Source organism: Variovorax sp. 10N420, from assembly GCF_056394705.1.
The window spans coordinates 498,036-523,196 of the sequence record NZ_JBFTIJ010000003.1 but is presented as its reverse complement, the minus strand read 5'-3'; the positions used below and the strand labels follow the sequence as shown (position 1 = coordinate 523,196).

At 66.6% G+C, this 25,161-nt stretch carries 21 protein-coding genes; 20 read left to right on the top strand and 1 reads right to left on the bottom strand.

Going from position 1 to position 25,161, the window contains the following annotated elements; translation table 11 throughout:
- Positions 1-293: 293 nt before the first annotated feature.
- Genes AC1DEK_RS10540 through AC1DEK_RS10460 form a run of 17 tightly spaced genes read left to right on the top strand, consistent with a single transcriptional unit; the run spans position 294 to position 19,060 of the window.
- Positions 294-1,085 (top strand): ABC transporter ATP-binding protein, encoded by a 792-nt coding sequence (locus AC1DEK_RS10540; protein ID WP_478125165.1) that lies wholly within the window; start codon positions 294-296, stop codon positions 1,083-1,085.
- Positions 1,082-1,906: an ABC transporter ATP-binding protein gene (locus tag AC1DEK_RS10535; protein ID WP_478125164.1), complete on the top strand. Its 825-nt coding sequence runs from the start codon at positions 1,082-1,084 to the stop codon at positions 1,904-1,906. The genes AC1DEK_RS10540 and AC1DEK_RS10535 overlap by 4 nt, the downstream gene beginning before the upstream one ends.
- Positions 1,903-3,804 carry an AMP-dependent synthetase/ligase gene (locus AC1DEK_RS10530; RefSeq protein WP_478125163.1) on the top strand — a complete coding sequence of 634 codons (1,902 nt, stop codon included), beginning with the start codon at positions 1,903-1,905 and terminating at the stop codon, positions 3,802-3,804. The genes AC1DEK_RS10535 and AC1DEK_RS10530 overlap by 4 nt, the downstream gene beginning before the upstream one ends.
- Complete coding sequence (locus tag AC1DEK_RS10525) at positions 3,804-4,676, top strand: branched-chain amino acid ABC transporter permease (protein WP_478125162.1); 873 nt, start codon at positions 3,804-3,806, stop codon at positions 4,674-4,676. The genes AC1DEK_RS10530 and AC1DEK_RS10525 overlap by 1 nt, the downstream gene beginning before the upstream one ends.
- Positions 4,676-5,722 (top strand): branched-chain amino acid ABC transporter permease, encoded by a 1,047-nt coding sequence (locus tag AC1DEK_RS10520; protein ID WP_478125161.1) that lies wholly within the window; start codon positions 4,676-4,678, stop codon positions 5,720-5,722. The genes AC1DEK_RS10525 and AC1DEK_RS10520 overlap by 1 nt, the downstream gene beginning before the upstream one ends.
- A 31-nt stretch (positions 5,723-5,753) precedes the next feature.
- Positions 5,754-6,974 carry an ABC transporter substrate-binding protein gene (locus AC1DEK_RS10515; RefSeq protein ID WP_478125160.1) on the top strand — a complete coding sequence of 407 codons (1,221 nt, stop codon included), beginning with the start codon at positions 5,754-5,756 and terminating at the stop codon, positions 6,972-6,974.
- A gap of 40 nt (positions 6,975-7,014) precedes the next feature.
- Complete coding sequence (locus AC1DEK_RS10510) at positions 7,015-7,944, top strand: SDR family oxidoreductase (protein WP_478125159.1); 930 nt, start codon at positions 7,015-7,017, stop codon at positions 7,942-7,944.
- Positions 7,941-8,747, top strand: coding sequence for an enoyl-CoA hydratase-related protein (locus AC1DEK_RS10505; protein ID WP_478125158.1), 807 nt, complete (start codon positions 7,941-7,943; stop codon positions 8,745-8,747). The genes AC1DEK_RS10510 and AC1DEK_RS10505 overlap by 4 nt, the downstream gene beginning before the upstream one ends.
- Positions 8,748-8,754: 7 nt before the next feature.
- A complete protein-coding gene (locus tag AC1DEK_RS10500; protein WP_478125157.1) occupies positions 8,755-10,563 on the top strand; it encodes an acyclic terpene utilization AtuA family protein in 1,809 nt (602 codons plus the stop codon).
- Complete coding sequence (locus AC1DEK_RS10495; protein ID WP_478125156.1) at positions 10,560-11,408, top strand: TetR/AcrR family transcriptional regulator; 849 nt, start codon at positions 10,560-10,562, stop codon at positions 11,406-11,408. The genes AC1DEK_RS10500 and AC1DEK_RS10495 overlap by 4 nt, the downstream gene beginning before the upstream one ends.
- Positions 11,405-12,877: an acetyl-CoA carboxylase biotin carboxylase subunit gene (locus AC1DEK_RS10490; protein WP_478125155.1), complete on the top strand. Its 1,473-nt coding sequence runs from the start codon at positions 11,405-11,407 to the stop codon at positions 12,875-12,877. Before AC1DEK_RS10495 ends, AC1DEK_RS10490 begins: the two co-directional genes overlap by 4 nt.
- A 19-nt stretch (positions 12,878-12,896) precedes the next feature.
- A complete protein-coding gene (locus AC1DEK_RS10485; RefSeq protein ID WP_478125154.1) occupies positions 12,897-13,388 on the top strand; it encodes an acyl-CoA carboxylase biotin carboxyl carrier protein subunit in 492 nt (163 codons plus the stop codon).
- Positions 13,385-14,995, top strand: a complete 1,611-nt coding sequence (locus tag AC1DEK_RS10480; protein WP_478125153.1) for an acyl-CoA carboxylase subunit beta — start codon at positions 13,385-13,387, stop codon at positions 14,993-14,995. The genes AC1DEK_RS10485 and AC1DEK_RS10480 overlap by 4 nt, the downstream gene beginning before the upstream one ends.
- A gap of 33 nt (positions 14,996-15,028) precedes the next feature.
- Entirely contained in the window at positions 15,029-16,666 is a 1,638-nt protein-coding gene (locus tag AC1DEK_RS10475; protein WP_478125152.1) for an AMP-binding protein, read from the top strand.
- A 14-nt stretch (positions 16,667-16,680) separates the two neighbouring features.
- Positions 16,681-17,658, top strand: coding sequence for an NAD(P)H-dependent flavin oxidoreductase (locus tag AC1DEK_RS10470; protein WP_478125151.1), 978 nt, complete (start codon positions 16,681-16,683; stop codon positions 17,656-17,658).
- The gene (locus AC1DEK_RS10465) at positions 17,655-18,266 is read left to right on the top strand and encodes a DsbA family protein (protein WP_478125150.1); all 612 of its coding nucleotides are present in this window, start codon (positions 17,655-17,657) and stop codon (positions 18,264-18,266) included. The genes AC1DEK_RS10470 and AC1DEK_RS10465 overlap by 4 nt, the downstream gene beginning before the upstream one ends.
- Positions 18,263-19,060, top strand: a complete 798-nt coding sequence (locus tag AC1DEK_RS10460) for an enoyl-CoA hydratase/isomerase family protein (RefSeq protein ID WP_478125149.1) — start codon at positions 18,263-18,265, stop codon at positions 19,058-19,060. The genes AC1DEK_RS10465 and AC1DEK_RS10460 overlap by 4 nt, the downstream gene beginning before the upstream one ends.
- A 61-nt stretch (positions 19,061-19,121) precedes the next feature.
- Here AC1DEK_RS10460 and AC1DEK_RS10455 read toward each other — a convergent pair whose 3' ends face one another.
- Positions 19,122-19,826 carry a TetR/AcrR family transcriptional regulator gene (locus tag AC1DEK_RS10455; RefSeq protein ID WP_478125148.1) on the bottom strand — a complete coding sequence of 235 codons (705 nt, stop codon included), beginning with the start codon at positions 19,824-19,826 and terminating at the stop codon, positions 19,122-19,124.
- A gap of 162 nt (positions 19,827-19,988) precedes the next feature.
- Between AC1DEK_RS10455 and AC1DEK_RS10450 the strand changes: the two genes are divergently transcribed.
- The 3 genes from AC1DEK_RS10450 (at position 19,989) to AC1DEK_RS10440 (ending at position 25,092) form a co-directional block, all read left to right on the top strand.
- Complete coding sequence (locus tag AC1DEK_RS10450; protein WP_478125147.1) at positions 19,989-23,297, top strand: carboxyl transferase domain-containing protein; 3,309 nt, start codon at positions 19,989-19,991, stop codon at positions 23,295-23,297.
- A 31-nt stretch (positions 23,298-23,328) separates the two neighbouring features.
- Positions 23,329-24,600 (top strand): SGNH/GDSL hydrolase family protein, encoded by a 1,272-nt coding sequence (locus AC1DEK_RS10445; protein ID WP_478125146.1) that lies wholly within the window; start codon positions 23,329-23,331, stop codon positions 24,598-24,600.
- A gap of 114 nt (positions 24,601-24,714) precedes the next feature.
- Positions 24,715-25,092, top strand: a complete 378-nt coding sequence (locus AC1DEK_RS10440; protein ID WP_478125145.1) for a YXWGXW repeat-containing protein — start codon at positions 24,715-24,717, stop codon at positions 25,090-25,092.
- Positions 25,093-25,161: the final 69 nt, after the last annotated feature.

Sequence of the window (25,161 nt, the reverse complement as noted above, 5' to 3'; positions counted from 1 at the left end):
CGCGATACAGATCAGACACGCGATCGCCTGGATTGGGAAGTGTCGATGCGTCGGGTTTTACCCTTAGACGCTATAAACGAGAGTGGAGATCAGATGGGTCGATCTCCGAATGGCAGCATCGGATTTCATTGAAGAACGTCCATTCAAAGAAATTGAGTAGGGGTCAGAAAAACTGTTGACACCCCCAATTTGCCAACGCAATATCCGCCTCGATCAATCCCATCAAGCCGGCACCGGCGCGGAGACAAAGCCTTGATCCTCGAACCCGCATCGCCCTCCGAGGGCCAGCGCCCATGCTGAGCATCGCCAATCTGCAGGTGTTCTACGACCACGCGGTCGAGGCGGTGAGGGACGTTTCGCTCGAAGTGGGCAAGGGCCGCATCGTCGCGCTGCTCGGCAGCAACGGCGCGGGCAAGTCGACGGTGCTCAAGTCGATCTGCGGTGTGCTCTATCCGGAAGACGGCGAGATCACGGGCGGTTCGATCCGCTATGACGACGCGGCCATCGACCATTGCCCACCCCACGAGATCGTGCGCCGGGGCCTGGTGCAGGTGCCCGAGGGGCGGCGCCTCTTCGACACGCTCACGGTCGAGGAGAACCTGCGCATGGGTGGCTATCTTCGTCCTGCCGGCGCTGCTGCCGAGGCACTGGCGAGCATCTATGCACTGTTTCCGGCGATCGAGGCGCACAAGCATCGCGTGGCCGGCTACCTGTCGGGCGGCCAGCAGCAGATGGTCGCGATCGGACGCGCGCTCATGGGCGAGCCGCGCCTTCTGCTGCTCGATGAGCCGTCGCTCGGGCTGGCACCGCAGATCATCGAAGAGATCTTCGACATCATCCGGCGCCTGCGCGACGAGCGCGGCCTCACGGTGCTGTTGGTCGAGCAGAACGCGAGGCTTGCCCTGTCGATGGCCGACTACGGCTACATCATGGAGCGCGGCCGCGTCGTGCTCGACGACACGCCGGCGCGGCTGCTGGCCAACGACGACGTGAAGGAGTTCTACCTCGGCGTGCAGGCAGGCGGCCAGCGCCGCAGCATGCGCGAGATCAAGCACTACAAGCGGCGCAAGAGGTGGCTTTCATGAGCCGCCCGGCCGCTCCGAAGGCGAATCCCGAAGCGCTGCTCGCACCGGTATTGCTGGAACTCGAGGGCGTTGGCAAGCGCTTCGGCGGTCTGGAGGCGCTGGCAGGCATCGACCTGCGGGTGCAGCAGGGGCACATCTTCAGCGTGATCGGGCCCAATGGCGCCGGCAAGACGACGTTGTTCAACCTGATCTCCTGCCTGCTGCCGCCGAGTTCTGGGCGCATCGTGTTCGACGGCCAGGACATCGCGGGTTCTGCCGCGCACAGCCTGCCGAAGCGCGGTATTGCGCGCACCTTCCAGAACCTGGCGGTGTTCAAGCACGAGAGCGTCATCGACAACATCCTCACGGGGCTGCATGCGCGACTGTCGACCGGGGTCTTCGGCGCCGCCATGTTCTGCGGCGCGGCGCGGCGTGCGGAGATCGCCGCGCGCGAGACAGCCGAGGAGATCGTGGAGTTCCTCGAGATCGAGACCGTGCGCGACCTGCCTGTCGGAACGCTGTCCTATGGCCTGCAGAAGCGGGTCGAGCTGGGCCGCGCGCTCGCAATGCAGCCGCGCCTGCTGCTGCTGGACGAGATGGTTTCGGGCATGAACCAGGAGGAGACCGAGGACATCGCCCGCTTCATCCTCGACATCCGCGAGGAACGCAACATCACGGTGATGATGATCGAGCACGAGATGGGTATCGTGATGGACATCTCCGATCACGTCTGCGTGTTGAACTTCGGCCGCAAGATCGCCGATGGGACGCCGGCCGAGGTCGCGGCCGATCCCGCGGTCGTCGCGGCGTATCTCGGCGTGGGCATGGAGGCACTGGCATGACGCGCGACCATCGTCTGCTCGCGGACTCCACGCTGCCGCCGGGCGTGGCCGAGGGCCGCGCGACCATGCCGGGCCTTCTGCGCCACCGCGCGCGCCACACGCCGGATCGCGTCGCCCTGCGCGAGAAGGTCCGCGGTATCTGGAAAGGCACCACCTGGGCCGACTACTTCGAGCAGGTGCGCGCCTTCGCGCTGTTCCTGCAGGACGCGGGCTTCGGGCGGGGCGACAAGCTGGTGATCGCGTCGGACGGCACGCCCGAGTGGTTCATTGCGGATCTCGCAGCGCAGTCGCTCGGCGGCGTGACGGTCGGCATCTATCCGACCAATCCCTGGCCGGAGCTTCAATACATCGTCAGGCACTGCGGCGCCAAGGTTGCGGTGTGCGGCGACCAGGAACAGACCGACAAGGTGCTCGAAGCCATGCGCCAGCCGGGTGGCCTGCCTGCGCTCCAGCGGGTGCTCACGGTCGACTGGAAGGGCATGCGCCACTACGACCAGCCGATGCTCATGCCGTTCGCGAAGGCCCTCGAACAGGGCCGCTCGCTGGCGCAGCAGACCGGCCGCAGCGACGCGTGGGAATCGATCGTCGACGGCCTGAGCGCCGACCAGGATGCGCTCATCGTCTACACCTCGGGTACGACCGGCATGCCCAAGGGCGCGCGCATCTCGCATGCGGGCATCCTGTTCGATGCCGCCGTGCTGGGGCAGGTCCAGGGCTTTGCCGGCAAGCCGCTCACGGTGGTGTGCTACTTGCCCCTGTGCCATGTGGCGGAGCGGCTGATGTCGCCTGTGATGCAGCTCGTGTACGGCTCGGTGGTCAACTTCGCCGAATCGATCGATGCGGTTGCGCACAACCTGCACGAGATCGGGCCGAGCTTCTTCTTCGGCGTGCCGCGCATCTGGGAAAAGCTGCAGTACGAGATCCTCATCAAGTCGCGCGATTCGCGGCCCATCGCGCGCCGCGCCTTCGAGCGTGCGATGGCCATCGCAACGCCGATCGCCGAGCGCACCATCGCCAACGGCGGCCGCCCGGCGAGCCGGCGCGATGCCTTCGTCGCCTGGCTGCTTCGCGTCGCGGTGTTCAGCAACCTGCTCGCGAGCATTGGGCTCGACCGCACGTGGGTCGCGATGACGGGCGGCGCGTCGATCTCGCCGTCGGTGATCCTGTTCTTCCGCGCGCTCGGCGTGCCGATCTACCAGATCTACGGCATGACCGAGACGAGCGGCGCGACCCACGCGCAGTCCGCCGCCATGTCGCGGCTGGGATGGTGTGGCCCGCTGCTGCCGGGCATCGTGGAGCAGCGCGTCGCGCCTGATGGCGAGCTTCAGGTGCGCGGCCCGGTGGTGTTCAAGGGCTATCTGCATGACGATGAAGCGACGCGCGCCGCCTTCGATGACGGCTGGCTGCGCACCGGCGACATCGTCGAGCTGGACGAGGCCACCGGCCAAGTGCAGATCGTAGATCGCAAGAAAGCCATCCTGATCACCAGCGGCGGCAAGAACATCACGCCTTCGCTGATCGAGAACGCGTTGAAGGAAAGCCTCTACATCAGCGAAGCCGTGCTGCTGGGCGATGGCCGGCATTTCGTCTCGGCGCTGATCCAGATCGACCTCGACACCGTGGGCAAGTGGGCGCAGGAGCACGGCATTGCCTACACCACCTACGAGACCCTCGCGCAGCTCGACGCCGTGCGTGAACTGATCGGCATCGAGGTCAAACGGGTAAACGAGCGTTTCTCGCGCGTCGAGAGCATTCGCAAGTTCGTCCTCATCCGCAAGCAGCTCGACCACGACGACGGCGAACTCACGGCGACCATGAAGGTGCGCCGGAGAGTCATCGAGCAGAAGTTCGCGGCCGAGGTCGCGTACATCTACGGACCGGTGGAGGAGGCCGCCTGATGAACTACTTCCTGAACCTGGTCACCTCGGGTCTCGTGATCGGCGCCCTGTACGGGCTGGTCGCGATGGGCTTCGCCATCGTCTACCGCGCCACCGGCATGGTCAACTTCGCCCAAGGCGAGGTGATGATGCTCATCGCCTATATCAGCTTCAGCATCGCGACCATCCCGGGCATCGGCTTTGGTCCGCTGCTGGTGGCCGTGCTGGCGGTGTCGGTGCTGCTGGGGCTCGCGATCGAACGGGTATTCATCCGGCCGATGCTCGGCGAGCCGATGTTCTCGCGCGTGATGGTCACCATCGGTCTGGCGGTGGTGATCCGCTCGGTGGTGATCCTGGTCTGGGGCGTGGAGCCGACCGCGTTCCCGCGCCCCTTCGGCAGTGCGGTGATCCGCTTCGCGGGGCTGGCGCTCTATCCGGGGCAGATTTTCGCGCTGGTGTCGCTGGCCGTGCTGTGCGTGCTGATGTGGCTCTTCTTCTCGCGCTCACGCATCGGTATCGCGATGCGCGCGACTTCGAACAACGAGACGACCGCATTGCTGATGGGCATCAACGTCAAGCGCATCAGCGGCATCGCATGGGCGCTGTCGGCGGTGTTCGCGGCCTTCGCGGGGCTGGCCTTCTGCCTCATGTTCAGCCTGGAGCCCGAGATCTCGCAGATGGGGCTGCGCGGCTTTCCGGCCACCATCCTCGGCGGGCTTGACTCGGTCGTTGGCGGCGCGCTCGGCGGACTGGTGATCGGCGTGTTCGAGAACCTTGCCGGCGGCTACCTCGGCCGCGGGCTCAAGGAAATCGCCGGTTTCGTGCTGATCATCGTCGTGCTGATGGTCAAGCCCTACGGCCTCTTCGGCCAACGTGAGATCGAAAGAGTCTGATGCGCAGCAGAACCTATCAAGTCTCCTACGCGGGTCTGGTGTCGCTCTCGACGCAGCCCGCAACCTGGTGGTGGACGTTCGCTGGGCTGGCACTGCTGGCGTTGGCACCGGCGTGGTTCGGCTCGCACGGCCTCAACATGCTGACCAGCATCTTCGTGGTCTCGATCGGTGTGCTCGGGCTGAATCTGCTCTCGGGCGTGGCCGGGCAGATATCACTGGGCCACGCGGGCTTTCTGCTGATCGGCGCCTATGCGCAGGCCATCCTGACGACCGACTATCGCGTGCCGACGCTGCTGGCGATCCCGCTTTCGGGTGGCGTGGCCGCGCTGGCGAGCCTCATCGTCGGCGTGCCTTCGCTGCGCCTCAAGGGCCTGTACCTGGCGATCACGACGCTGGCCTTCACCTTCATCGTGCGGCATGTGGTGCTCTTCGCCGAAGACATCACGCGCGGGTCGGCGGGGATGCCGGTCGAACCACTGAGCGTGCTCGGTGTGTCCTTCAAGGGCGACCAACGCTTCTACTACGCAGCGCTGGCCATTCTGGTGCTGTTCGTGCTCATCACGCTGAACCTCATGCGGACACGCATCGGCCGGGCCTGGCTTGCCCTGCGCGACCACGACATCGCGGCCCGTGCAATGGGCATCGACCTCATGCGCTACAAGCTGCTGGCTTTCATGGTCAGCGCCTTCTACACGGGCGTGGCCGGCGCGATGGTCGCGTTGCAGACCCGCTTCGTCAACGTCGATACCTTCAGCGTGCTGATCAGCATCGAGGCGCTGGCGATGATCATCGTGGGCGGCATGGGCCGCATCCATGGCGCGATCCTCGGCGTGGCGCTGATCCTGCTGCTGCCCGAACTGCTGAACCTGGGATTCGATGCCGCGGGCGACGGCGTGCGCACGCTGATGGCCGATCGCATCTACGAGGTCAAGGGCCTGATGTACGGCGTGGTCATCCTGCTGTTCCTGCGGCTGGAGCCCGAAGGGCTGGCCGGCATCTGGCGCAAGTCGAAGCGCTTCTGGGTGCAGTGGCCGCTGTCGCAATGAACGAGGTTTCGAACACTACAAGGAGACAAGCATGGACGAGAGAGAAGAAGCGGTCAGGACAAGCGCGCTGAAACGCCCTGCGCCGCGAGGCGCCTTCATTGCGCTGGCAGCTTGGGTTGCGGCATCGGCTGCGATGGCGCAGGACGTGGGCGTCACCGCCACCGAGATCCTGATCGGCGAGGTGCAACCGATGTCGGGTCCTGCGTCGCTGATCGGCAAGGCCGGCGCGGCAGGTTCCAAGCTGGCCATTGCGGAGATCAACGCGGCCGGTGGCATCAACGGCCGCAAGCTGCGCGCCATCTACGAGGACGACGGCTACGTCCCCGCGCGCTCGGTGTCGGCCGTCAAGAAGTTGATCGACTCCGACAAGGTCTTCGGCCTGACCGGTACCACCGGCAGTTCGCACATGGTGGCGATGCTGCCGGCCATCGAAGAGGCGAAGATCCCGACCATCGTGCACATGGCGCCCAACCCGGCAGTGGTCACGCCGCGCCGGCCGAACGTCTTCATGATCGGGCCGGACTACGACTATGCGGGCTACGTGCCGATCCGCTACATGGTCGAGAAGATGGCCAAGAAGGGCGGCAAGTTCGGCATCCTCTACCAGGACGACGACTTCGGAAAGGCACTGCTCGCGGGCTACCAGAAGGCGGTGAAGGAATACGGGCTCAACAGCGTCGCCGAGATCTCCTTCAAGCGCGGCGCCAAGGATTTCTCGGCCGAAGTGCTCACGCTGAAGGAGAAAGGCGCCAACGCCGTTTATCTCGGCACGCTCACCACCGAGTCGGCATCGATCATGTCGGAGATGCGCCGCCTCGACATGGACGTGGCGATCGGGACCTTGTGGGCGGGGCAATTGCCGGCCGCGGTGAAGTTGGCGGCGCCGGCAGGCTACCAGTACCTCATCCCCGACTACTACGCGTCGAACTACGACCCGGCGGGCGTGGCGCTCATGACGTCGGCCAAGAAGTTCCTGAGTGCCGACGACTACGCCAACTTCAACCGCTACACGGTCAGCGGCTACGTCGGCACGATGGTGTTTGCCGAAGGCGTGCGCCGCTGCGGCGCCAACGTGACGCGCACCTGCGTCGTTGCCCAGCTCGACAAGCTCAAGGACTTCAAGGTTGGCGGCCTGAGCGGGCCCGTCTCCTTCGACAACCCGAAGGGACAGGCCGTGATGCCGATCAAGCTCTTCCAGACCGATCCGCAAAGCGGCACCGTGAAGTCGCTGACCGACTTCGTCGCGTATTGAACTGAACCGCCCGCGCACCGCACCGAATTCGTCCAAGACCATGACGCAAGCTTCATCTCTCAAGAGCACCGAGCGCTACCGCTCGGCCTTTCGCCCTGGCCTTTTCGAGGGCCGCACGGTCGTGGTGACCGGCGGCGGCAGCGGGCTCGGTCGTTGCACGGTGCACGAACTGGTCAGCCTCGGCGCGCGTGTTGCGCTCGTCGGGCGGCAGATGGCCAAGCTCGATACGGTGGCCGAGGAGATTGCCGAGATCTACCCGGAGCGCACAAGCGGCGTCACGCGCCACGCCTGCGACATCCGCGACGAAGATGGCGTCAAGGCCACGGTGGCGGACATCGTGGCGCAGCACGGGCGCATCGACGGGCTCTTCAACTGCGCCGGCGGGCAGTATCCGGCGAGGCTGCGCGACATCTCGCTCAAAGGCTGGGACGCCGTGGTGCGCAACAACCTGCACGGCACCTTCCTCTTTTCACGCGAGTGCTATGTGCAATCGATGGAAGCCCATGGCGGGAGCATCGTCAACATGCTGGCCGACATCTGGGGCGGCCTGCCGGGCATGGGGCATTCCGGCGCGGCACGTGGCGGCGTGCTGACCTTCACCGAAACGGCAGCCTGCGAGTGGGGACATGCGGGCGTTCGCGTCAATGGTGTCGCGCCGGGCTGGATCGCATCCGCCGGCATCGACACCTACGACGAGGACTACCGCAACGTGCTGCGCGGGCTGCGTGACAAGGTGCCGCTGCAGCGCTTCGGTACCGAGGCCGAGCTGTCGTCGGCCGTGGTGTACCTGCTGTCGGAGGCCGCCGGCTTCATCAACGGCACCGTCATCCGGGTCGATGGCGGCGTGCCCACCGCTCGGCCCACCTGGAAGCTGGAGCCGGCCGAGCGCAGCTTCCCGTTCGACGGGTTCCCGCAGTACCAGCCGCCCGAGACCTTGGCGGACCGGCAGCCGGAAGGAGATGGGAAATGAGCGCCGAGAACGAGGCCGCCGGGCGCCCGCAGGTCAAGGTCGAGCGCGACGGTGCGGCCTGCCGCATCACCATCGACCGGGCGCCATCGCACAACACGATGTCCGACGCCGTGATGCTGGAACTCGTCCAGGCCCTGCGTACAGCGGAGTCGATGGAGGGCGTGCGCGCCATCGTCCTCACCGGTGCGGGCGACAAGACCTTCTGCGCGGGCGGGCAGCTCAAGCCGACAGCCGACGGTTCGCCCTTCGCGCTGGAGCCGGGCCGCTTCGACAACCCGGTGGCCGACCTGTTCCGCGCCCTCGACAAATGCAACCTGCCGGTGATCGCGCGGGTCAACGGCAGCGCCTTCGGAGGCGGCCTCGGCCTGGTCTGCGCATGCGATTTCGCGGTGGCCTGCGATGACGCCATGTTCGGCACCACCGAAGCGAAAGTGGGCGTGTTTCCGATGATGATCCTGCCGCTGCTGATGCGCGTGATTCCGCGGCGCAGGCTGCTGGAGATGTGCTTCTTCGCGCAGCGCTTCAGCGCCGCGGATGCCGAGCGCTTCGACATCGTCAACCGCGTGGTGCCGCGCGACGGCCTGGATGCGGCGGTCGACGAGATGGTCGCGCGCCTGACCGCCAACTCGCCCGTGGCGCTGCGCATCGGGCGCCGCGCGATCGGTGCGATCACCGACCTTTCGTATCACGACGCCCTCAACCTCGCGCAGGCCATCCTGCCGGTGCTCTCGCAAAGCGAAGACACGCGCGAAGGCATGCGGGCATTCGCCGAACGCCGGGCACCTGTCTGGCCCGGACGGTGAGATCGACATGAGCACACCTGCCACTTCTCCGCTGGGCCGCCCGCTGCGGATCGGTTGCGCCAGCGGCTTCTGGGGCGATTCCGAAGCCGGCGCGGCGCAGCTCGTGCGTCACGGCAACGTCGATTTCCTCGTGTTCGATTTCCTGGCGGAGATCACGATGTCGCTGCTGGCGCGGGCCCGGGCCAAGTCGGCCGATGCGGGCTATGCGCCGGACTTCGTCCGTATCGTCGCCGCGCTGGCGCCGGAGCTGAAGTCGCGCGGCATCCGGGTAGTGTCGAATGCGGGCGGGGTCCATCCGGCGGCGTGCCGCGATGCATTGAAGAAAGCGCTCGATGCCCAGGGCATCGACATGCGGACCGCGGTCGTCGAGGGCGACGACATCGCCTCGCAGGTCGATGCCCTGCGCGCCGCAGGGACGCGGGAGATGTTCAGCGGCGCGCCGATTCCGGACAACTTTCTCAGCGTCAACGCTTATCTTGGCGCGCAGCCGATCGCGGCGGCGCTCGACGCCGGGGCGGACATCGTCATCACCGGCCGCGTGGTCGACAGCGCCGTGACGCTCGCGCCGCTGGTGCATGCCTTCGGATGGCGCTGGGACGACTGGGACAAGCTTGCGACGGGCAGCCTCGCGGGCCACCTGATCGAATGCGGTGCGCAGGCCACCGGCGGCATCTTCACCGATTGGGAACAGGTGCCCGGATGGGACGACATGGGCTTCCCCATTGTCGAGTGCGAACCTGATGGGAAGAGCTTCGTGCTGACCAAGCCGCCGGGCACCGGCGGGCTGGTCTCGCCCGGTACGGCCGCCGAGCAGATCGTCTATGAAATCGGCGATCCGCGGGCCTATCTGCTGCCGGATGTCTGCTGCGACTTCGCCGACGTGAACTTGGCTCAGGAGGGCGAGCATCGCGTGCGCGTGAGCGGCGCGAAAGGCACCCCGGCACCGCGGACCCTGAAGGTGAGTGCGACCCATGCCGACGGATGGCGCCTGCTCGGGACGCTCATGATCGGCGGCCAGCGCGCGGCGGACAAGGCGCAACGGGTTGGCGAGGCCATCTTCGCCCGGTGTCGTCGTTTCCTGGCCGGGCGAGGCCTTGCGGATTTCAGCGAGACGAGCCTCGAAGTGCTCGGTGCCGAAGGCACCTACGGCGCCCATTCGCGCATGCGGGCGAGCCGCGAAGTCGTCCTGAAGATCGCCGCGCGGCACGGCGAGCGCGCTGCGCTCGAACTGCTTGCGCGCGAGATCGCCCCGTCGGCCACCGCGATGGCGCAAGGCATCACCGGTTTCGCCGCCGGCCGGCCTTCGCCGTCGCCAGTGGTGCGGCTCTTTTCGCTGCTGGTGGACCGCGAGGCGGTTCATGCGCGCGTCAGCCTCGATGGAGAGGCGTTGCCCTTCGATGAGATCATGCCGGCGCCGAGTGGCCCGGCGCCGCGGCAGCTCGACACCGTGCTTGCACAACAGGAACTCGGACCCACCGAGCGTGTGCCACTCCTGCGCATCGCCCATGGGCGCAGCGGCGACAAGGGCGACATGGCCAACATCGGCCTCATCGCGAGGTCGCCCGCGGCCTGGCGCGTGCTGCTGCAGGAACTCGATGCCGACAAGGTGGCGGCGTACTTTGCGCCTGTCTGCAAGGGGAAGGTCACGCGCTATACGCTGCCGGGCTTCCATGCCATCAACTTCACGCTCGAAAACGCACTCGGAGGCGGCGGCATCGCGTCGCTTCGCTACGACCCGCAAGGCAAGGCCTTTGCACAGATGCTGCTCGACCTGGAGATCGACGTGCCGACAGCGGTACTGCGAACACTCACATGAAACAGAACGCCAAAACCCAATCCAACAGCGGCGATACCGACAAGGTGACTCCGATCGCCGCCGGCAAGCAGACGCCCCGACGCATGCGGCGCGCGGCGGAGATCCTTGCCGCCGCGCGCGAGGTCTTTCTCGAAAAGGGCTTCGAACGCTCGTCGGTCGGCGAGATCGCGACCCGCGTCGGCGTGGTCGAAGGGTTGGTGTACTCGTACTTCCCGACCAAGCGCGACCTCCTCAACGAGGTGCTGCGTGGCATGTACGAGCCACTGATCCAGGACATCGCCGACAGTTTCGCGCGCATCCACGGCCTGCGCAGCCGCTTGCGCTACCTCGTGTGGCGGCATCTGCGCGTGTACGTCGAAGAGCCCAGCCTGTCGCGCATCGTGCTGCACGAGGTGCGCACCAGCCCCGAGTACTTCAAGTCGGTATTGCACGACCTGCACGTGCACTACACCTCCTTCCTGCTGCTGACCGTGCGCGAGGCCATGCAGCAGGGCGAGCTGCCCGCTGACACCGATGCCGAGACGGTGCGCAGCATGGTCTACGGCGGCATCGAGCACCGGATGTGGTCGCTGCTCTACGGCCGGGGCTCGATCGACGTCGAGGCCATGGCGGACAGCTATACCGCGATGCTCCTCAACGGCATCCTGTCGCCGAAAGCGCGCGCAGGCGGCGCTGAAATCGAGGCGCGTGCTGCTGGCCCCGATGACGCGGGTCCGGCCGACGACATCGAACGCCGCCTCGCAAGGCTCGAGCGCATCGTCGCGCAGGGTCTGACACCGACGCCTGCCGCAACCGCCCCATCCGCCCCATCCGCCGCCGCCAAGCGGCGCAGGAAGTCGACATGACCGCGATCCGCAAGCTCTTCATCGCCAACCGCGCGGAGATCGCGCTGCGCATCGTGCGCACGGCCACGCGCATGGGCATCGAGACGGTGGTGCCGTGGCACGACAAAGACCGGGCGGGTCCGGCGCTTGCCGCGGCGACGGAGACGGTCGAACTCTTCGGCGAACCGCCAGTGGCCGCGTGGCTCGACGCAGAGGCGATGATCCGCGCCGCGCGAGACACCGGCTGCGACGCCATCCACCCGGGCTACGGCTTCCTGTCGGAGAACGCAGCGTTCGCGCAGGCCGTGGCGGACGCCGGACTGGTCTTCGTCGGCCCCACGGCTGCCGCGATCGAGCTGATGGGCGACAAGATCAGCGCACGCCGCTTCGCGATCAGCCACGACGTGCCGGTGACGCCTTCGGCCGACGAGGCGGACGATCCGGCGAGCTTCGCCCAGCGGGCGCGGGGCATCGGTTTTCCGCTGCTCATCAAGGGCGCTGCCGGCGGCGGCGGCAAGGGCATGCAGATCGTCCGTCGGGAAGAGGACCTTGCGGCCGCGATCGACATCGCGCGCGGCGAGAGCCAGCGCTACTTCGGCGACGGTCGCCTGTTAGCCGAGCGCTTCGTCGAGCGGCCGCGGCACATCGAAGTCCAGGTGTTCGGCGACGTGTATGGCAAGGTCATCCACCTGGGCGAGCGCGAGTGCTCGATCCAGCGCCGTTTCCAGAAGCTCATCGAAGAATCGCCAGCACCCGGGCTCGCACCTGCATTGCGCGAGCGCATCTGCAGCGCGGCAGTGCGTCTGGCGTCTGCGGCGGGCTATGTGAATGCCGGCACTGTCGAATGCATCGTGTCGCCCGAGGGCGAGTTCTTCTTCCTGGAGATGAACACCCGGCTGCAGGTGGAGCACCCGGTCACCGAGATGGTCACCGGGCTCGACCTGGTCGAACTGCAGTTGAGGGTTGCGCAAGGCGAGCCGCTGGGCATCTCCCAGGACGATGTGCGCGCGTCCGGCCATGCGATCGAATGTCGCATCCTGGCGGAAGATGCGGACGCGGGCTTCGTGCCCGACACCGGGCGCGTGCTGCTGCTGCGCACGCCGCAGGGGCCCGGCGTGCGCTTCGACAGCGGCGTGACCGAGGGCGCGGCGGTAACGGCCGACTTCGACTCCATGCTGGCAAAGCTGGTCGTCCATGGCGCGGACCGCCGGCTCGCGATCTCGCGCATGCGCACCGCACTGGCCGAGACCACGATGCTTGGCGTCACCCTCAACAACGACTACCTCGCGCGGGTGCTCGGTCATCCGGACTTCGGGCGGGGCGAGACCGACACGGGCTTCCTTGAACGGCATCGGGACGCGCTGCGACCGGCGCCGCTCACCGATGGCGAGCGCCGCGCGGTGCTCGCCGTGGCCGCCAGCGCCGCACCCGACCGCGCTGCGTATCCGGCGCCCGAGCCGTATGCCTCCATGGGCGCGTGGCGCAACTGAATCACTCGAAGCGACCTTCATGACGACCCTACTTTTCAGCAATGCGCCGGGCGAGCGGCATCAGGTGCACCGGCATGTCGATGGTGTGCAGGTCGACGATGTCCGCCTCCCGGTCAGGAGCCTCGGCCGGGGCGACTTCGTCGCCAGCATCGACGGCCGCGGTGAGCGTCTGTGCGCGGTGGCGCATGGGGATGCGATCTATGTGCAGCTCAAGGGACGGGCCTGGCGACTCGATCGCGTGGACGCCACGCGCTCGCGCGGCGGCAGCGCAACGGAAGCCGCGGGCGCGTCGATCGCGCCGATGCCCGGCGTCGTCGTGTCCGTGCACACCGGCGCGGGAGAGGCCGTACGGCAGGGCGATCCCCTGCTGGTCATCGAAAGCATGAAGCTGCAGATGACCATCGGCGCCGCCGCGGACGGTGTCGTGGCCGAGCTGCCCTTCGGCGTCGGCCAGACCTTCCAGCGCGGCGCGACGCTGGTGCGCATTGCCGCAGCGGAGGCCACCGCATGAGCCGCATCGAAAGCCGTATCGACACTGCAAGCGAAAGCTTCAAGCAGAACCGCAAGGCCATGCTGGCGCACGTCGAAGGCCTGCGCACCCGCTTGCACAAGGCGCGCTTCGAGCGGCCGGAGCGCGACATCGAGCGACTGCACCGCCAGAACAAGCTCACGGTGCGCGAGCGGCTCGACCTGTTGCTGGATCCGGGCACGCCCTTTCTCGAGATTGGCGCCCTGGCGGCGAACCGCGCCTACGAGGGTGAGGTTCATGGGGCAGGGCAGGTGTCGGGCATCGGGATCATCGCGGGGCGCGAGGTCGTCATTCATGCCGACGATCCGAGCATCAAGGGCGGCGCCTGGTATCCGCTTTCGGTCAAGAAGATCGTGCGCACGCTCGATATCGCGATCGAGAACCGCCTTCCTGTCGTGCACCTGTGCGACAGCGCCGGTGGATTCCTGCCGCTGCAGTCCGACCTTTTTCCCGACCGGCATGCGGCCGGGCGCATCTTCCGCAACCAGTGCACGCTGTCGAAGATGGGCGTGCCGCAGATCGCCGTGGTGCTCGGTCACTGCACTGCCGGCGGTGCCTACATCCCTGCCCTGTGCGACTACAGCGTGATCGTGCGCGGCAACGGCGGCGTCTTCCTCGGCGGTCCGCCGCTGGTGAAGGCCGCGACCGGGGAGGTCGTCTCGGCCGAGGCCCTGGGCGGTGCGCAGATGCACACGACGGTTTCGGGCACTTGCGACTACGCCGCCGACGACGAGCCGCACGCCATGGCCATTGCGCGGGACATCCTCGCCCAGACCACGCCCATCCGCAAGCAGCAGATCGACCGCGTCGATGCCCAGCCGCCGCACTACGACCCCGCCGAGCTGTACGGCATCATCCCGACCGATTGGAAGACCGGCTTCGACATGCGCGAGGTGATCGCGCGCATCGTCGACGGCAGCGAGTTCCACGAGTACCAGCCGGGCTACGGCACCACGATGGTCTGCGGCTTTGCGCGCATCTGGGGATGCAAGGTCGGCATCCTGGCCAACAACGGCGTGCTGTTCAACGACAGCTCGCTCAAGGCCGCGCACTTCATGCGGCTGTGCGACCGCGACCGCACGCCGCTGGTCTTCCTGCAGAACATCACCGGCTACATGGTGGGGCGCGAATACGAGGAGCGCGGCATCACGAAGGACGGGGCCAAGATGATCATGACGCAGGTCGGCTGTACGGTGCCCAAGTTCACGGTGATCGTCGGCGGCTCGTTCGGTGCCGGCAACTACGGCATGTGCGGCCGCGCCTTCGACGGCCGATTCCTCTGGATGTGGCCACAGTCGCAGATCGCGGTGATGGGCGCCGAGCAGGCCGCCAACACGCTGGCCGAGGTCAAGGTCCGGCAGCTCCAGCGCAAGGGCCATGAACTGTCGGCCGGGGAAATCGCGGCCATCCGCGATCCGGTGCTCAAGAGCTTCGAAGAGGAAAGCGATGCCTACCACTCGACGTCGGAGCTGTGGGACGACGGCATCCTCGACCCCGTCGATACGCGCAACGCGCTGGGCATGGCGATCGTCGCTTCGCTCAACGCGCCGTTCAGCGAAGACATCGGCTACGGCGTGCTGCGGCTCTGACCGACGATCCCGCAGCGCAGGAGATCCGTATCCATGATCACGATCGACGAAGACACGACCATCGGCAGCGCCTTCTTCAGCGCCGCCCACAGCTACGGCGGCAATGCCTTCCTTGCGGTGCCGGCGAATCTTGCGCGCAGCTATGCGGCAGAAGGCAGCGAGATCAGCTATGCCGACGCGGCGGCGGAGGTCGAGCGGCTGATGCGCGTGTACACGGAAGCGGGCTACGGCGTCGGCCATCGGGTCGGCCTGCTGCTGGAGAACCGGCCCGAACACCTGTTGCACAAGCTGGCGATGAATGCGCTGGGCATCTGCTGCGTGCCGCTGAACCCGGACCACCGTGCCGGCGAAATGGCCTTCGTCATCGAGCATGCGCGCGTCGACGTGGTGGTGGTCATTCCGGCGCTCGAGCCGTTGCTGCGCGGTGCAATGGGCGAATCGGCGCGGCAGCCCCTGGCGGTCCGCCTGGGCGCCTTCGACGGTGGCAACGCCGCGATCCCTTCGCCGGGCGTTCGCGCCGCTTCCACAACCCCTGGGCCGGATACGCCCGCGAGCGTGCTCTACACGAGCGGCACCACCGGCCGGCCCAAGGGTTGCGTGCTCTCGCACCGCTACGAACTGGCGGCCGGCGCCTGGTATGCAACACGCGGCGGACTGGCCAGCTTCGGTGAAGGCTGCGAAAGGATCTACAACCCCCTGCCGCTGTTCCACGTCAACGCGTCGATCTTCTCGTTCTTCTGCGCGATGGTGAAAGGCAATTGCCAGATCCAGACCGACCGGTTCCAGACCTCGCGGTGGTGGACCGAGGTGCGTGAGTCGCGGGCAACCGTCGTGCACTACCTGGGCGTGGTCGTGCCGATGCTGCTGGGGCAGCCCGCTTCTCCGCAGGACCGCGACCATCAGGTTCGTTTCGCGATCGGTGCCGGTGTCGAGCCGCAGCGGCACGCCGCCTTCGAGGCGCGCTTCGGCTTTCCGCTGATCGAGATCTGGGGCATGACGGAAATGGTCCGGGCGCTGATCGACAACACCGCGCCGCGCCAGGTCGGCACGCGCGCCTTCGGCCGGGCACAGCCCGGGGTGGAGGTTCGTGTGGTTGACGACGCCGACGTCAATGTGCCGGACGGCACCGACGGCGAGATGATCGTGCGCCACTCGGCCGCCACGCCGCGCAAGGACTTCTTCAGCGGCTACCTGGACGATCCGGCCGCCACCGAGGCGGCATGGCGAGGCGGCTGGTTCCACACTGGCGATATCGTCAACCGCTCCTCCGACGGCATGCTTCACTTTGTCGACCGGCGCAAGAACATCATCCGCCGCTCGGGCGAAAACATCGCGGCCGCCGAGGTCGAGGCCTTGCTGCAGACGCATCCGCTGGTGGAGCAGGTCGCTGTGCTGGGCGCACCCGACGAGATACGCGAAGAAGAAGTGCTGGCCTGCATCGTCCTGCGCGAGAGCGCCATGGCGGACGTCGACGCGGCCGTGAAGACGCTCTTCGACCACTGCAATGCGCGGCTGGCGTACTACAAGGCGCCGGGTTGGGTCTGGATCACCGACCAGATCCCGACCACCGCCACGCAGAAGATCCAGAAGCACCAGATATTTCCAAAGGGTGTCGACCCCCGCGGGCTGGCCGGCATGCGCGATCTGCGCAGTTGGAAGAAGCGGCGCTGACCGAAGGATTCTCCATGCCGATGCCTCTGCTCTTCCAGCGCGCGCTGTCGCTTCCCGCGATCGGCTCGCCGATGTTCCTCGTGTCCTTTCCGCCCCTCGTCACTGCGCTGTGCAAGGCGGGCGTGGTCGGCACATTCCCGCATGTCAATGCCAGGCCGCAGCCGCAACTGGATGCGTGGCTGGGGGAAATCGAGCGCGACCTCGCGGCCTGTCGAGCGTCGAACCCCGATGCAGTCGTCGCACCGCATGGCATCAACCTGATCGTGCATCGCACGAACGCCCGGTTCGAGCCCGATCTCGAAGTCGTGGTGCAGCACCGCGTGCCCTTCGTCATCACATGCCTGGGCAATCCGGCGCCGGTGGTGAAGGCGGTGCATGCCTATGGCGGCACGGTCTTCTGCGATGTCACCAGCGCCGACCACGCGCGCAAATCGGTGCACGCAGGGGTCGACGGCCTCATCTGCGTCGGCGCGGGCGCTGGCGGGCATGCGTCGAGCCAGAGCGGGTTCTCGCTGGTGCGGGAGATCCGCGAGTTCTGGGACGGCTGTCTGGTGCTGGGCGGGGCGATCAACGATGGCTGGCAGATCCGCGCCGCCGAGGCGCTCGGAGCCGACCTGGTCTACATGGGCACGCGCTTCCTCGCGACAAAGGAGTCGCAGGCACAGGACGCGTACAAGCAGATGGTGGTCGATTCCAAGGTGAGCGACCTCGTCTACACCGACCGCTTGTCGGGCGTGCACGCCAACTACCTCCGTCCCTCGATCGAGCGTTTCGGGATCGAGGTCGAGAATCTGCCGCCCAAGGCGCCCGACATGAGCGCCCTGACCAATACGGAAGCACGGCTCTGGAAGGACCTGTGGAGCGCAGGGCAGGGCGTTGCGACCATCCACGACATTCCCACGGTGGCGCAGCTCGTCGAACGCATCTCGGCCGAGTACCGTGCGGCCTGCGCGTTGCCGCCGAGCGCGGCGTTGGCACCACCGGCGCGATGATGCCGCCGCCGATCGATTTCTGGTTCGACTTCGCGTCGCCCTACGGCTATTTCATGGCCGAGAAGATCGACATGGTCGCGGGCCGCCATGGCCGCCGCGTGCGATGGCGGCCCGTCATTCTGTTCGCCGTGCTGCGTGCACTGGACCTGCCGCCGCCGATGGGCCACGAGGTCAAGCGCGCGTACATGCAGCTCGACTTCGAGCGCTCCGCCCGTTTCCTCGATGTGCCGTTCCGCATCCCGGCGGGGTTCCCGGCGGTCACCCAGCACGCGGCACGTGCCTTCTATCTTCTGGAGCGCCTGGAACCTTCCCTGGCCATCAACTTCGCGCGTGTGGCGTTGCGGTCCTACTTCGTCCAGGGCGCGGACCTGGGCGATGCCATGCAGGTCGCGCGATGGGCATGCGAAGCGCATCCGGCGCTCGGCGCTCCGGCGGATTTCGTGCTGCGCATGCGGGCCGACGACGCGCGGGCGATGCTGGCATCGGCCGTCGATGAAGCAGTGCGGGAACAGGTGTTCGGCTCGCCAACGGTCGTGATCGACGGCGAGCGCTTTTTCGGCGTCGATCGCCTTCCGCAGATCGAAGCCTGTCTTGCGGGGACTCTATGAACCAATCGTCTTCAGATGCGCATGTGCTGGTCCATGTCGAGGGCGCGGTCGGCGTCATGCGCTTCAATCGCGGCGCCACGCTCAACACACTCGACATCCCGATGCTGCTGGCCATGGAAGCCGCACTCGGCGAGTTCGAGACGAACGATGCGGTGCGCGTCGTCGTGCTGACCGGCGCGGATGAGCGTGCATTCGTCGCGGGCGGCAACATTGCCGATCTCGACAGCCGGCGCGGCCTGCAGCACTACCAGGAGTTCGGCGACATCGTGGCGCGGGTGTTCCAGCGATTCGAGGCGTGCCCGAAGCCCACCGTGGCCGCGGTCAACGGATGGGCGCTCGGCGGTGGCATGGAGTTGCTGTTGTGCACGGACATCCGCCTCATCGCCGAGGACGCGCAGATCGGCTTGCCCGAGATCAAGCTGGGTCTCTTTCCGGGCGGCGGCGGTTCGCAGCGCTTGATGCGCCAGTTGCCCCTGTGCCAGGCCAAGCGGCTGATGTTTCTCGGCGATCCGGTGTCGGCGCGGGAGGCAGTGTCGCTGGGCCTGGTCAATGAATCGGTACCGCGCGAGGACCTCATGCACGCGGCCATGACGCTCGCGCACAAGCTCGCCGCGAGGGCTCCCCTGGCGCTGAAGATGCTGAAAAGCGCGATGCACATGGGGGCCGACATGCCGCTCGGCAACGCGCTGCAGTACGAGCGGGCGATGATCAGCCTGGTCTTCGACAGTGACGACGCGCACGAGGGCTGCGCCGCATTTCTCGAAAAGCGGCCCGCCAGGTTCAAGGGCGCCTGAGAGACTGCCTCCCGCCCATCGATCGTGCCTTCTCGGCGAGGCAAGGGAGAACGCAGCGCGTTCAGCTGTCGCGCCGGCGCACACCGAGCACTCGCCACGCCAGCTTCGACAGCTCCGCCGCGACTTCCTCGGGCGACAGGCGGCCGTCGGGCCGGTACCAGCTGTAGAGGAAGCCGGGGAGGCTCAGCGCAGCGAAGGCGGTGATCTTGGTCTCGCCGAAGTCGAGGTCGCCATCGGCGCGTGCCTGCTCCAGCAGCGGAAACAGCTGGTCGTAGAAGTGATGCGCCAGCTTCTTCTGTGCGGCGAGGTACTCGGGCCGATAGACCTGCGGCTCCTTGTAGGCAAAGAAGGCGCAGGGGTGGTGCGAAACCGTTGCGCGGATCAGGCGCTCGATGCCTTCCTTGACCTTCTCGACCGCACGCCGGTCATCGTCCTGCGCGAAATCCATCGAGGTGAAACAATCGACCGCGGGCCGCCACGACAGCGTCTCGAAGATCTCCTGCTTGTCTCGGAAGTAGTAGTAGACGAAGGGCTTGGTGGCGTCTAGCGCGCGCACGATCTGCGCCATCGTCGTGTTTGCATAGCCCTGCGCCGCAAAGAGTTGCGCCGCCGCCTGCAGGATGCGCTCGCGCTGCACGTCGGTGCCGGCGGTCGCGGCGCGCTGCCGGCCCGTGCCCTGCGGCAGATCGCTTCTTCTCGAAGCCGCATCGCCGCGTCCGGATGGTTCGTGAGAGGGTTTGTGCGGTGTCGCCGAAGTTATACCCATGGGTAGGATTGTTGGGGCACCATGCAGCGATGGCAAGCGGCCAACCCTATCGATAACCCTGTGAGAGTGACGCCATGGAGACAACGCAGCTTCCCGATCGTCCGCAGCAACCGCTGCACGAATACCTCCGTGCTGCGCCGCCTTCTTGAAGACTGACAGACGATGATGAAGAAAGTCCTGATTGCCAATCGCGGCGAGATCGCGGTGCGGCTGGTTCGCGCGGTGCGTGATCTCGGCATCGAGAGTGTCGTCGTCCATGCCGTCGACGACGCGTCGGCATTGCACGTGCAGCTCGCCGACATTGCAGTGCCCTTGCATGCGACCGGCCCGTCGGCTTACCTTGATGTTGCCGCGCTGATCACGATCGCGCGCGATCATGGATGCGATGCGGTGCACCCCGGCTACGGGTTCTTGAGTGAACGCGCAGACTTCGCGAAGGCATGCGCAGACGCGGCCCTGCGGTTCATTGGCCCGACGCCGGATCAACTTGCGCTCTTCGGCGACAAGGCCCGTGCGCGCGCGCTCGCCGAGCAGTGCGATGTGCCGGTGATGCCCGGCAGCGCCGGTGCCGCGACGCTCGCGGAGGCCCAGGCCTTCTTCGCTGCGCAAAAGGCCGACGGCGCGGGCGTGATGGTCAAGGCCATCGGTGGTGGTGGCGGGCGCGGCATGCGAGCCGTGCTGAACGCCGACGAGCTTCCAGAGGCACACGCACGCTGCATGTCCGAGGCCAAGGCGGCTTTTGGTGTCGAAGGCGTCTACGTCGAACGCGTGATGCGCAATGCGCGCCACATCGAAGTACAGGTCATCGGCGATGGCAAAGCGGTTGCCAGCCTGGGCGAGCGCGAATGCACGCTTCAACGGCGGTTTCAAAAGCTGGTCGAAATTGCACCGAGCCCCTCGCTGCCCAACGCGCTGCGCGAGCAGATCACGCAAGCGGCGCTCCGCATGGCCAAGGCAGTGGGCTATCAGAGCCTTGGCACGTTTGAATTCCTCGTCGACGAGCATTCGTCGACACTGCCCTACGTCTTCATCGAAGCCAATCCAAGATTGCAGGTGGAGCACACCGTGACCGAAGCGGTGACGGGCCTGGACCTCGTGCAATTGCAGATTGGCATCGCGACGGGGCAGACACTTGCTGACGTCGGCGTCGATACCGGGCGCATAGCACCTCAGCGCGGGTTTGCAGTGCAATGGCGCATCAATGCCGAGACGCTCGATTCGCAAGGCAATGCGCGGCCTTCCGGCGGCACGCTGAGTCGCTTCGATCTGCCGGCCGGACCCGGCGTGCGTGTCGATACGCATGGCTATGCCGGGCTCGCGCCTTCGCCGCACTACGACACGCTGCTTGCCAAGCTGATCGTGCATTCGTCCTCGCCGCGCTTTGCCGACGTCGTGCGCCGCTCGCTGCGCGCGCTGGAGGAATGCCGTATCGAGGGCATCGCGACGAACCTCTCGCTGCTGCAGGCCATTGCAATGCGGCCGGAATTCGGGAGTCAAACGGTACACACCCGATTCGTCGAAGCGCATCTGGCCGATCTGCTGGCCGCCGCCGGGCAAGTGAACGCGGCCGCTGCGAAGCACGCGCGCCCTGCGGCCTCTGTGGCCACTGAAGCTGCAAAGACAGTTGCGGAGGATGAGGACGACGAACTCATGGTGAAGGCACCCATGCCCGCCAAGCTCGTGCAATTCGAAGTGGATGTCGGCGACGTCGTACCCGCTGGCGCCCAGATCGGCGTGCTCGAAGCCATGAAGATGGAGCACCTGCTGCACGCCCCTGTTGCGGGCCGCGTCATCGCCCTCATGGCGCAACCGGGTGACTATCTCGTCGAAGGGCAGTCTTTGGTGAGATTCGAAGCCGTGGACGCGCATGCCGTCGAAGCCGAAGCGCGCACTGAACGTGACCTCGACGAGATCCGCCCCGATCTGCGGAAGGTCATCGACCGGCACGCATTCACGCTAGACGCGAACCGTAGCACCGCGGTCGCGAAGCGACATGCGCAGGGTGGCCGCACTGCGCGCGCAAACATCGCTGATCTTTGCGATCTCGCTGACGACCCGGGCAACTTCACCGAGTACGGCGCACTGGCGATTGCCGCGCAGACGCGCCGCCGCTCGCTTGAGGACTTGATCGCCAACACACCCGCGGACGGCATGGTGACCGGCATCGGAAGCATCAATGCGAAGCAGTTCGGCGCAGAGAAGTCGCGCTGCGTGGTCATGTCCTACGACTACACCGTGCTGGCGGGCACGCAGGGCATGCGCAACCATCACAAGACCGATCGCATGCTGGGCATCGCGCACCAGCTGGGCTTGCCCGTGGTTCTGTTTGCCGAAGGCGGTGGCGGCCGGCCGGGGGATACGGACATGCCGATCGTTGCCGGGCTGAACAACCACACGTTCAGCCAGTTTGCGGCGCTCTCCGGAAAGGTGCCGGTCGTCGGCATCGTGCATGGACGCTGCTTCGCGGGCAATGCGGCGCTCCTGGGTTGTGCCGACGTGATCATCGCCACCGAGGCCAGCAACATTGGCATGAGCGGCCCCGCCATGATCGAAGGCGGCGGTCTCGGCACGTTCGCGCCGGAGCAGATCGGCCCGAGCAGCGTGCAGTCGCGCAACGGCGTGATCGACATCCTCGTGAAGAATGAAGCGGAGGCGGTTGCCGCGGCAAAGCAGTACCTGTCGTACTTCCAGGGCCCGACGAGTGCATGGGAATGCGCCGATCAACGCGCGTTGCGCCACGCCGTCCCTGAAAACCGGCTGCGTGTGTACGACGTGCGTGCCGCGATGCGCGGCGTGGTCGACACCGGCTCGCTGCTGGAATTGCGTGCCGGATTCGGCGCCGGCATCGTGACCGCGCTGGCACGTATCGAAGGCAAGCCGGTAGGGCTGCTCGCCAACAATCCGCATCATCTCGGCGGCGCGATCGATGTCGAGGCTGCGGACAAGGCTGCGCGCTTCATGCAGCTTTGCAATGCGCACGGATTGCCGCTGGTTGCGCTGTGCGACACACCCGGCTTCATGGTGGGCCCCGAGGTCGAAGCGCAAGCGCAGGTACGGCATGTGTGCCGGATGTTCATGGTGGCATCGCACCTGCGCGTGCCGTATTTCGCGGTCGTGTTGCGCAAAGGTTATGGGCTCGGAGCGCAGGCAATGACCGCCGGCGGTTTCGATGCGCCTGTGTTCACCGTCGCGTGGCCGACGGGCGAGTTCGGTGCGATGGGGCTTGAAGGCGCGGTGCGGCTGGGCTTCCGAAAGGAGCTCGAAGCTGCGCCCGAAGGGCCTGAGCGCGATGCACTGTTCAAGAAGCTGGTGGCGCAGCAGTACGAGAACGGCGAGGCCATCCACATGGCGCAAACGCTGGAGATCGATGCCGTCATCGATCCCGCCGATACGCGATCGTGGCTGGTACGCGGGCTGGCGTCATCCGCCGCATCGCACCGTCCGGCCACGGCGTACGTCGACACATGGTGAAGAGGATTCCGTAAACTGCGCTGCTTTGCGCATGAACCTGGTTGCACGACTCTTTGGCGCTCTGATGCTGGGCGTGGCGCTGGCCCATCCGCCAGCGCTCGCGCAGACGGCGCAGACGGCGCAGTCGCACGATGAGGTTCGCTGGGCAGGCAGTTGGGCGGCGGCACCGCAGGACTACGCGCAGCCGCTTCCGTGGGTTGCAGCGCCGACGTCGCCTCCGCCGCTGCTTGAAAACCAGACCTTGCGGCAGGAACTCCAACCGACCCTGGGCGGACGCCGTGTGCGCGTTCGTTTCTCGAATCGCTTCGGCAAGAAGCCGCTTCATATCGCGTCGGCCAATGTGGCGCGGAACACGGGCGGACACGCGGTGTCTCCTGCTTCACTGCAAAGTCTGCAATTCGGCGGCCATGCAGACATCACCATCGCGCCCGGCGCGGAAGCCTGGAGCGACGCCGCTTCGTTTGCCGTCGCGAACCAGACCGTATCGGTCAGCTTCTACGTCGATGCGCCGGTGCCTTTCGCGACGGTGCATCACCTGACGCCGGGTGCGACCTGGGTCTCGCCGGGCAACAGGGTCCGCGAGGCCACTTTGCCGGATGCCGCGCGTACCGACTGGAACCACATCGTGACGGGCCTGGATGTCCTCGGGCCGAGGGCAGCGCGTGTCGTGGTCGCGTTCGGCGATTCGATCACCGAAGGTGCGGGCATCGAAGGCGACGGGCGCATGCTGCGCTACCCCGAGCGCCTCGCGTTGCGCTTGCGCGGAAGGCCTGGCAGTGCAGGGCAGTTCTCGGTGCTCAACGAGGGCATATCGGGCAATCGCCTACTCAGCGACGGCGCCGGACCCAAAGGCATCGATCGCTTCCGGCGCGATGTGCTGGAGCAAAGCGGCGTGACGCACGTGATCATCCTGATCGGCATCAACGACATCGGCTTGACCTTGCCGCAGGGCTCGAGCGGACGGCTGGGCCCTCCGGAAATCGATCAGATCACCGCGGGCTTGCAGCGGTTGATCGACGAGTCGCGCGCCTGGGGCGTCAAGGTGCTGCTGGGCACGCTGCTGCCTTTCAAGGGGTCGCCCTACTGGACTGCGGAAAAAGAGCTCCGCCGGCAGGCCGTGAACCGTTGGATCCGCGGCCAGCAGGGCGTCGATGGCGTCGTCGATTTCGATGCGGCACTGCGCGATCCTGCCGATCCCCAGTCGCTGAAGCCCGTGTACGACCTGGGCGATCACTTGCATCCCGGCGTTGCGGGCCATGCGGCGATGGCTGACGCTATCGACTTGCGCGCGCTGCAGAAATAGAGATGTCGCCGCAGGATCGGCCGAAACAGGTTTACACAAGACTTCGCCGGGCGCTTACGAAGGATTCACATGGGGCATGGAGGATGAAGTCTCCAGCAACTCAAAGGAATCCTCATGAAAAAACTCGCTGTCACTTTTGCGATGGGTGCCGCATCACTTCTGTCGCTCGGCGCGATGGTTGTGCCGACAGCCGCACAGGCGCAGGCCGTGGTTTCGGTGCGCGTGGGTCCGCCGCCCGCGCCGCGTCGTGAGCACGTTCCGCCACCCCGCCCCGGCTATGTCTGGGCACCGGGCCACTATGAATGGAACCACGGGCGCTATGTCTGGCAAGGCGGAAACTGGATGCGCGCCCGGCCAGGCTACGCCTACCGCGCGCCTCAATGGCACGAGCACGGCGGCCGCTGGGAATACCAGGCTGGCGGGTGGGACAACGACCATGATGGCGTGCCGAACCGCTACGACCGCCGGCCGAACAATGCGTCTCGCAGCTGAGCTCCTGAAGGGCGCCGCCTAAGGCGCGGCGCCCTGGAGCGCGAAGTGAGCTCCCGCTCTCGCCATTTG

Bases quoted from the DNA above. Each gene is read 5' to 3' on its own strand.
- AC1DEK_RS10505 (WP_478125158.1), top strand. From the start codon at position 7,941: ATGAGCGCCGAGAACGAGGCCGCCGGGCGCCCGCAGGTCAAGGTCGAG.
- AC1DEK_RS10460 (WP_478125149.1), top strand. From the start codon at position 18,263: ATGAACCAATCGTCTTCAGATGCGCATGTGCTGGTCCATGTCGAGGGC.
- AC1DEK_RS10470 (WP_478125151.1), top strand. From the start codon at position 16,681: ATGCCGATGCCTCTGCTCTTCCAGCGCGCGCTGTCGCTTCCCGCGATC.
- AC1DEK_RS10455 (WP_478125148.1), bottom strand. From the start codon at position 19,826: ATGGGTATAACTTCGGCGACACCGCACAAACCCTCTCACGAACCATCC.
- AC1DEK_RS10485 (WP_478125154.1), top strand. From the start codon at position 12,897: ATGACGACCCTACTTTTCAGCAATGCGCCGGGCGAGCGGCATCAGGTG.
- AC1DEK_RS10520 (WP_478125161.1), top strand. From the start codon at position 4,676: ATGCGCAGCAGAACCTATCAAGTCTCCTACGCGGGTCTGGTGTCGCTC.
- AC1DEK_RS10525 (WP_478125162.1), top strand. From the start codon at position 3,804: ATGAACTACTTCCTGAACCTGGTCACCTCGGGTCTCGTGATCGGCGCC.
- AC1DEK_RS10530 (WP_478125163.1), top strand. From the start codon at position 1,903: ATGACGCGCGACCATCGTCTGCTCGCGGACTCCACGCTGCCGCCGGGC.
- AC1DEK_RS10495 (WP_478125156.1), top strand. From the start codon at position 10,560: ATGAAACAGAACGCCAAAACCCAATCCAACAGCGGCGATACCGACAAG.
- AC1DEK_RS10480 (WP_478125153.1), top strand. From the start codon at position 13,385: ATGAGCCGCATCGAAAGCCGTATCGACACTGCAAGCGAAAGCTTCAAG.
- AC1DEK_RS10515 (WP_478125160.1), top strand. From the start codon at position 5,754: ATGGACGAGAGAGAAGAAGCGGTCAGGACAAGCGCGCTGAAACGCCCT.
- AC1DEK_RS10500 (WP_478125157.1), top strand. From the start codon at position 8,755: ATGAGCACACCTGCCACTTCTCCGCTGGGCCGCCCGCTGCGGATCGGT.
- AC1DEK_RS10465 (WP_478125150.1), top strand. From the start codon at position 17,655: ATGATGCCGCCGCCGATCGATTTCTGGTTCGACTTCGCGTCGCCCTAC.
- AC1DEK_RS10535 (WP_478125164.1), top strand. From the start codon at position 1,082: ATGAGCCGCCCGGCCGCTCCGAAGGCGAATCCCGAAGCGCTGCTCGCA.
- AC1DEK_RS10540 (WP_478125165.1), top strand. From the start codon at position 294: ATGCTGAGCATCGCCAATCTGCAGGTGTTCTACGACCACGCGGTCGAG.
- AC1DEK_RS10475 (WP_478125152.1), top strand. From the start codon at position 15,029: ATGATCACGATCGACGAAGACACGACCATCGGCAGCGCCTTCTTCAGC.
- AC1DEK_RS10440 (WP_478125145.1), top strand. From the start codon at position 24,715: ATGAAAAAACTCGCTGTCACTTTTGCGATGGGTGCCGCATCACTTCTG.
- AC1DEK_RS10445 (WP_478125146.1), top strand. From the start codon at position 23,329: ATGAACCTGGTTGCACGACTCTTTGGCGCTCTGATGCTGGGCGTGGCG.
- AC1DEK_RS10490 (WP_478125155.1), top strand. From the start codon at position 11,405: ATGACCGCGATCCGCAAGCTCTTCATCGCCAACCGCGCGGAGATCGCG.
- AC1DEK_RS10450 (WP_478125147.1), top strand. From the start codon at position 19,989: ATGATGAAGAAAGTCCTGATTGCCAATCGCGGCGAGATCGCGGTGCGG.
- AC1DEK_RS10510 (WP_478125159.1), top strand. From the start codon at position 7,015: ATGACGCAAGCTTCATCTCTCAAGAGCACCGAGCGCTACCGCTCGGCC.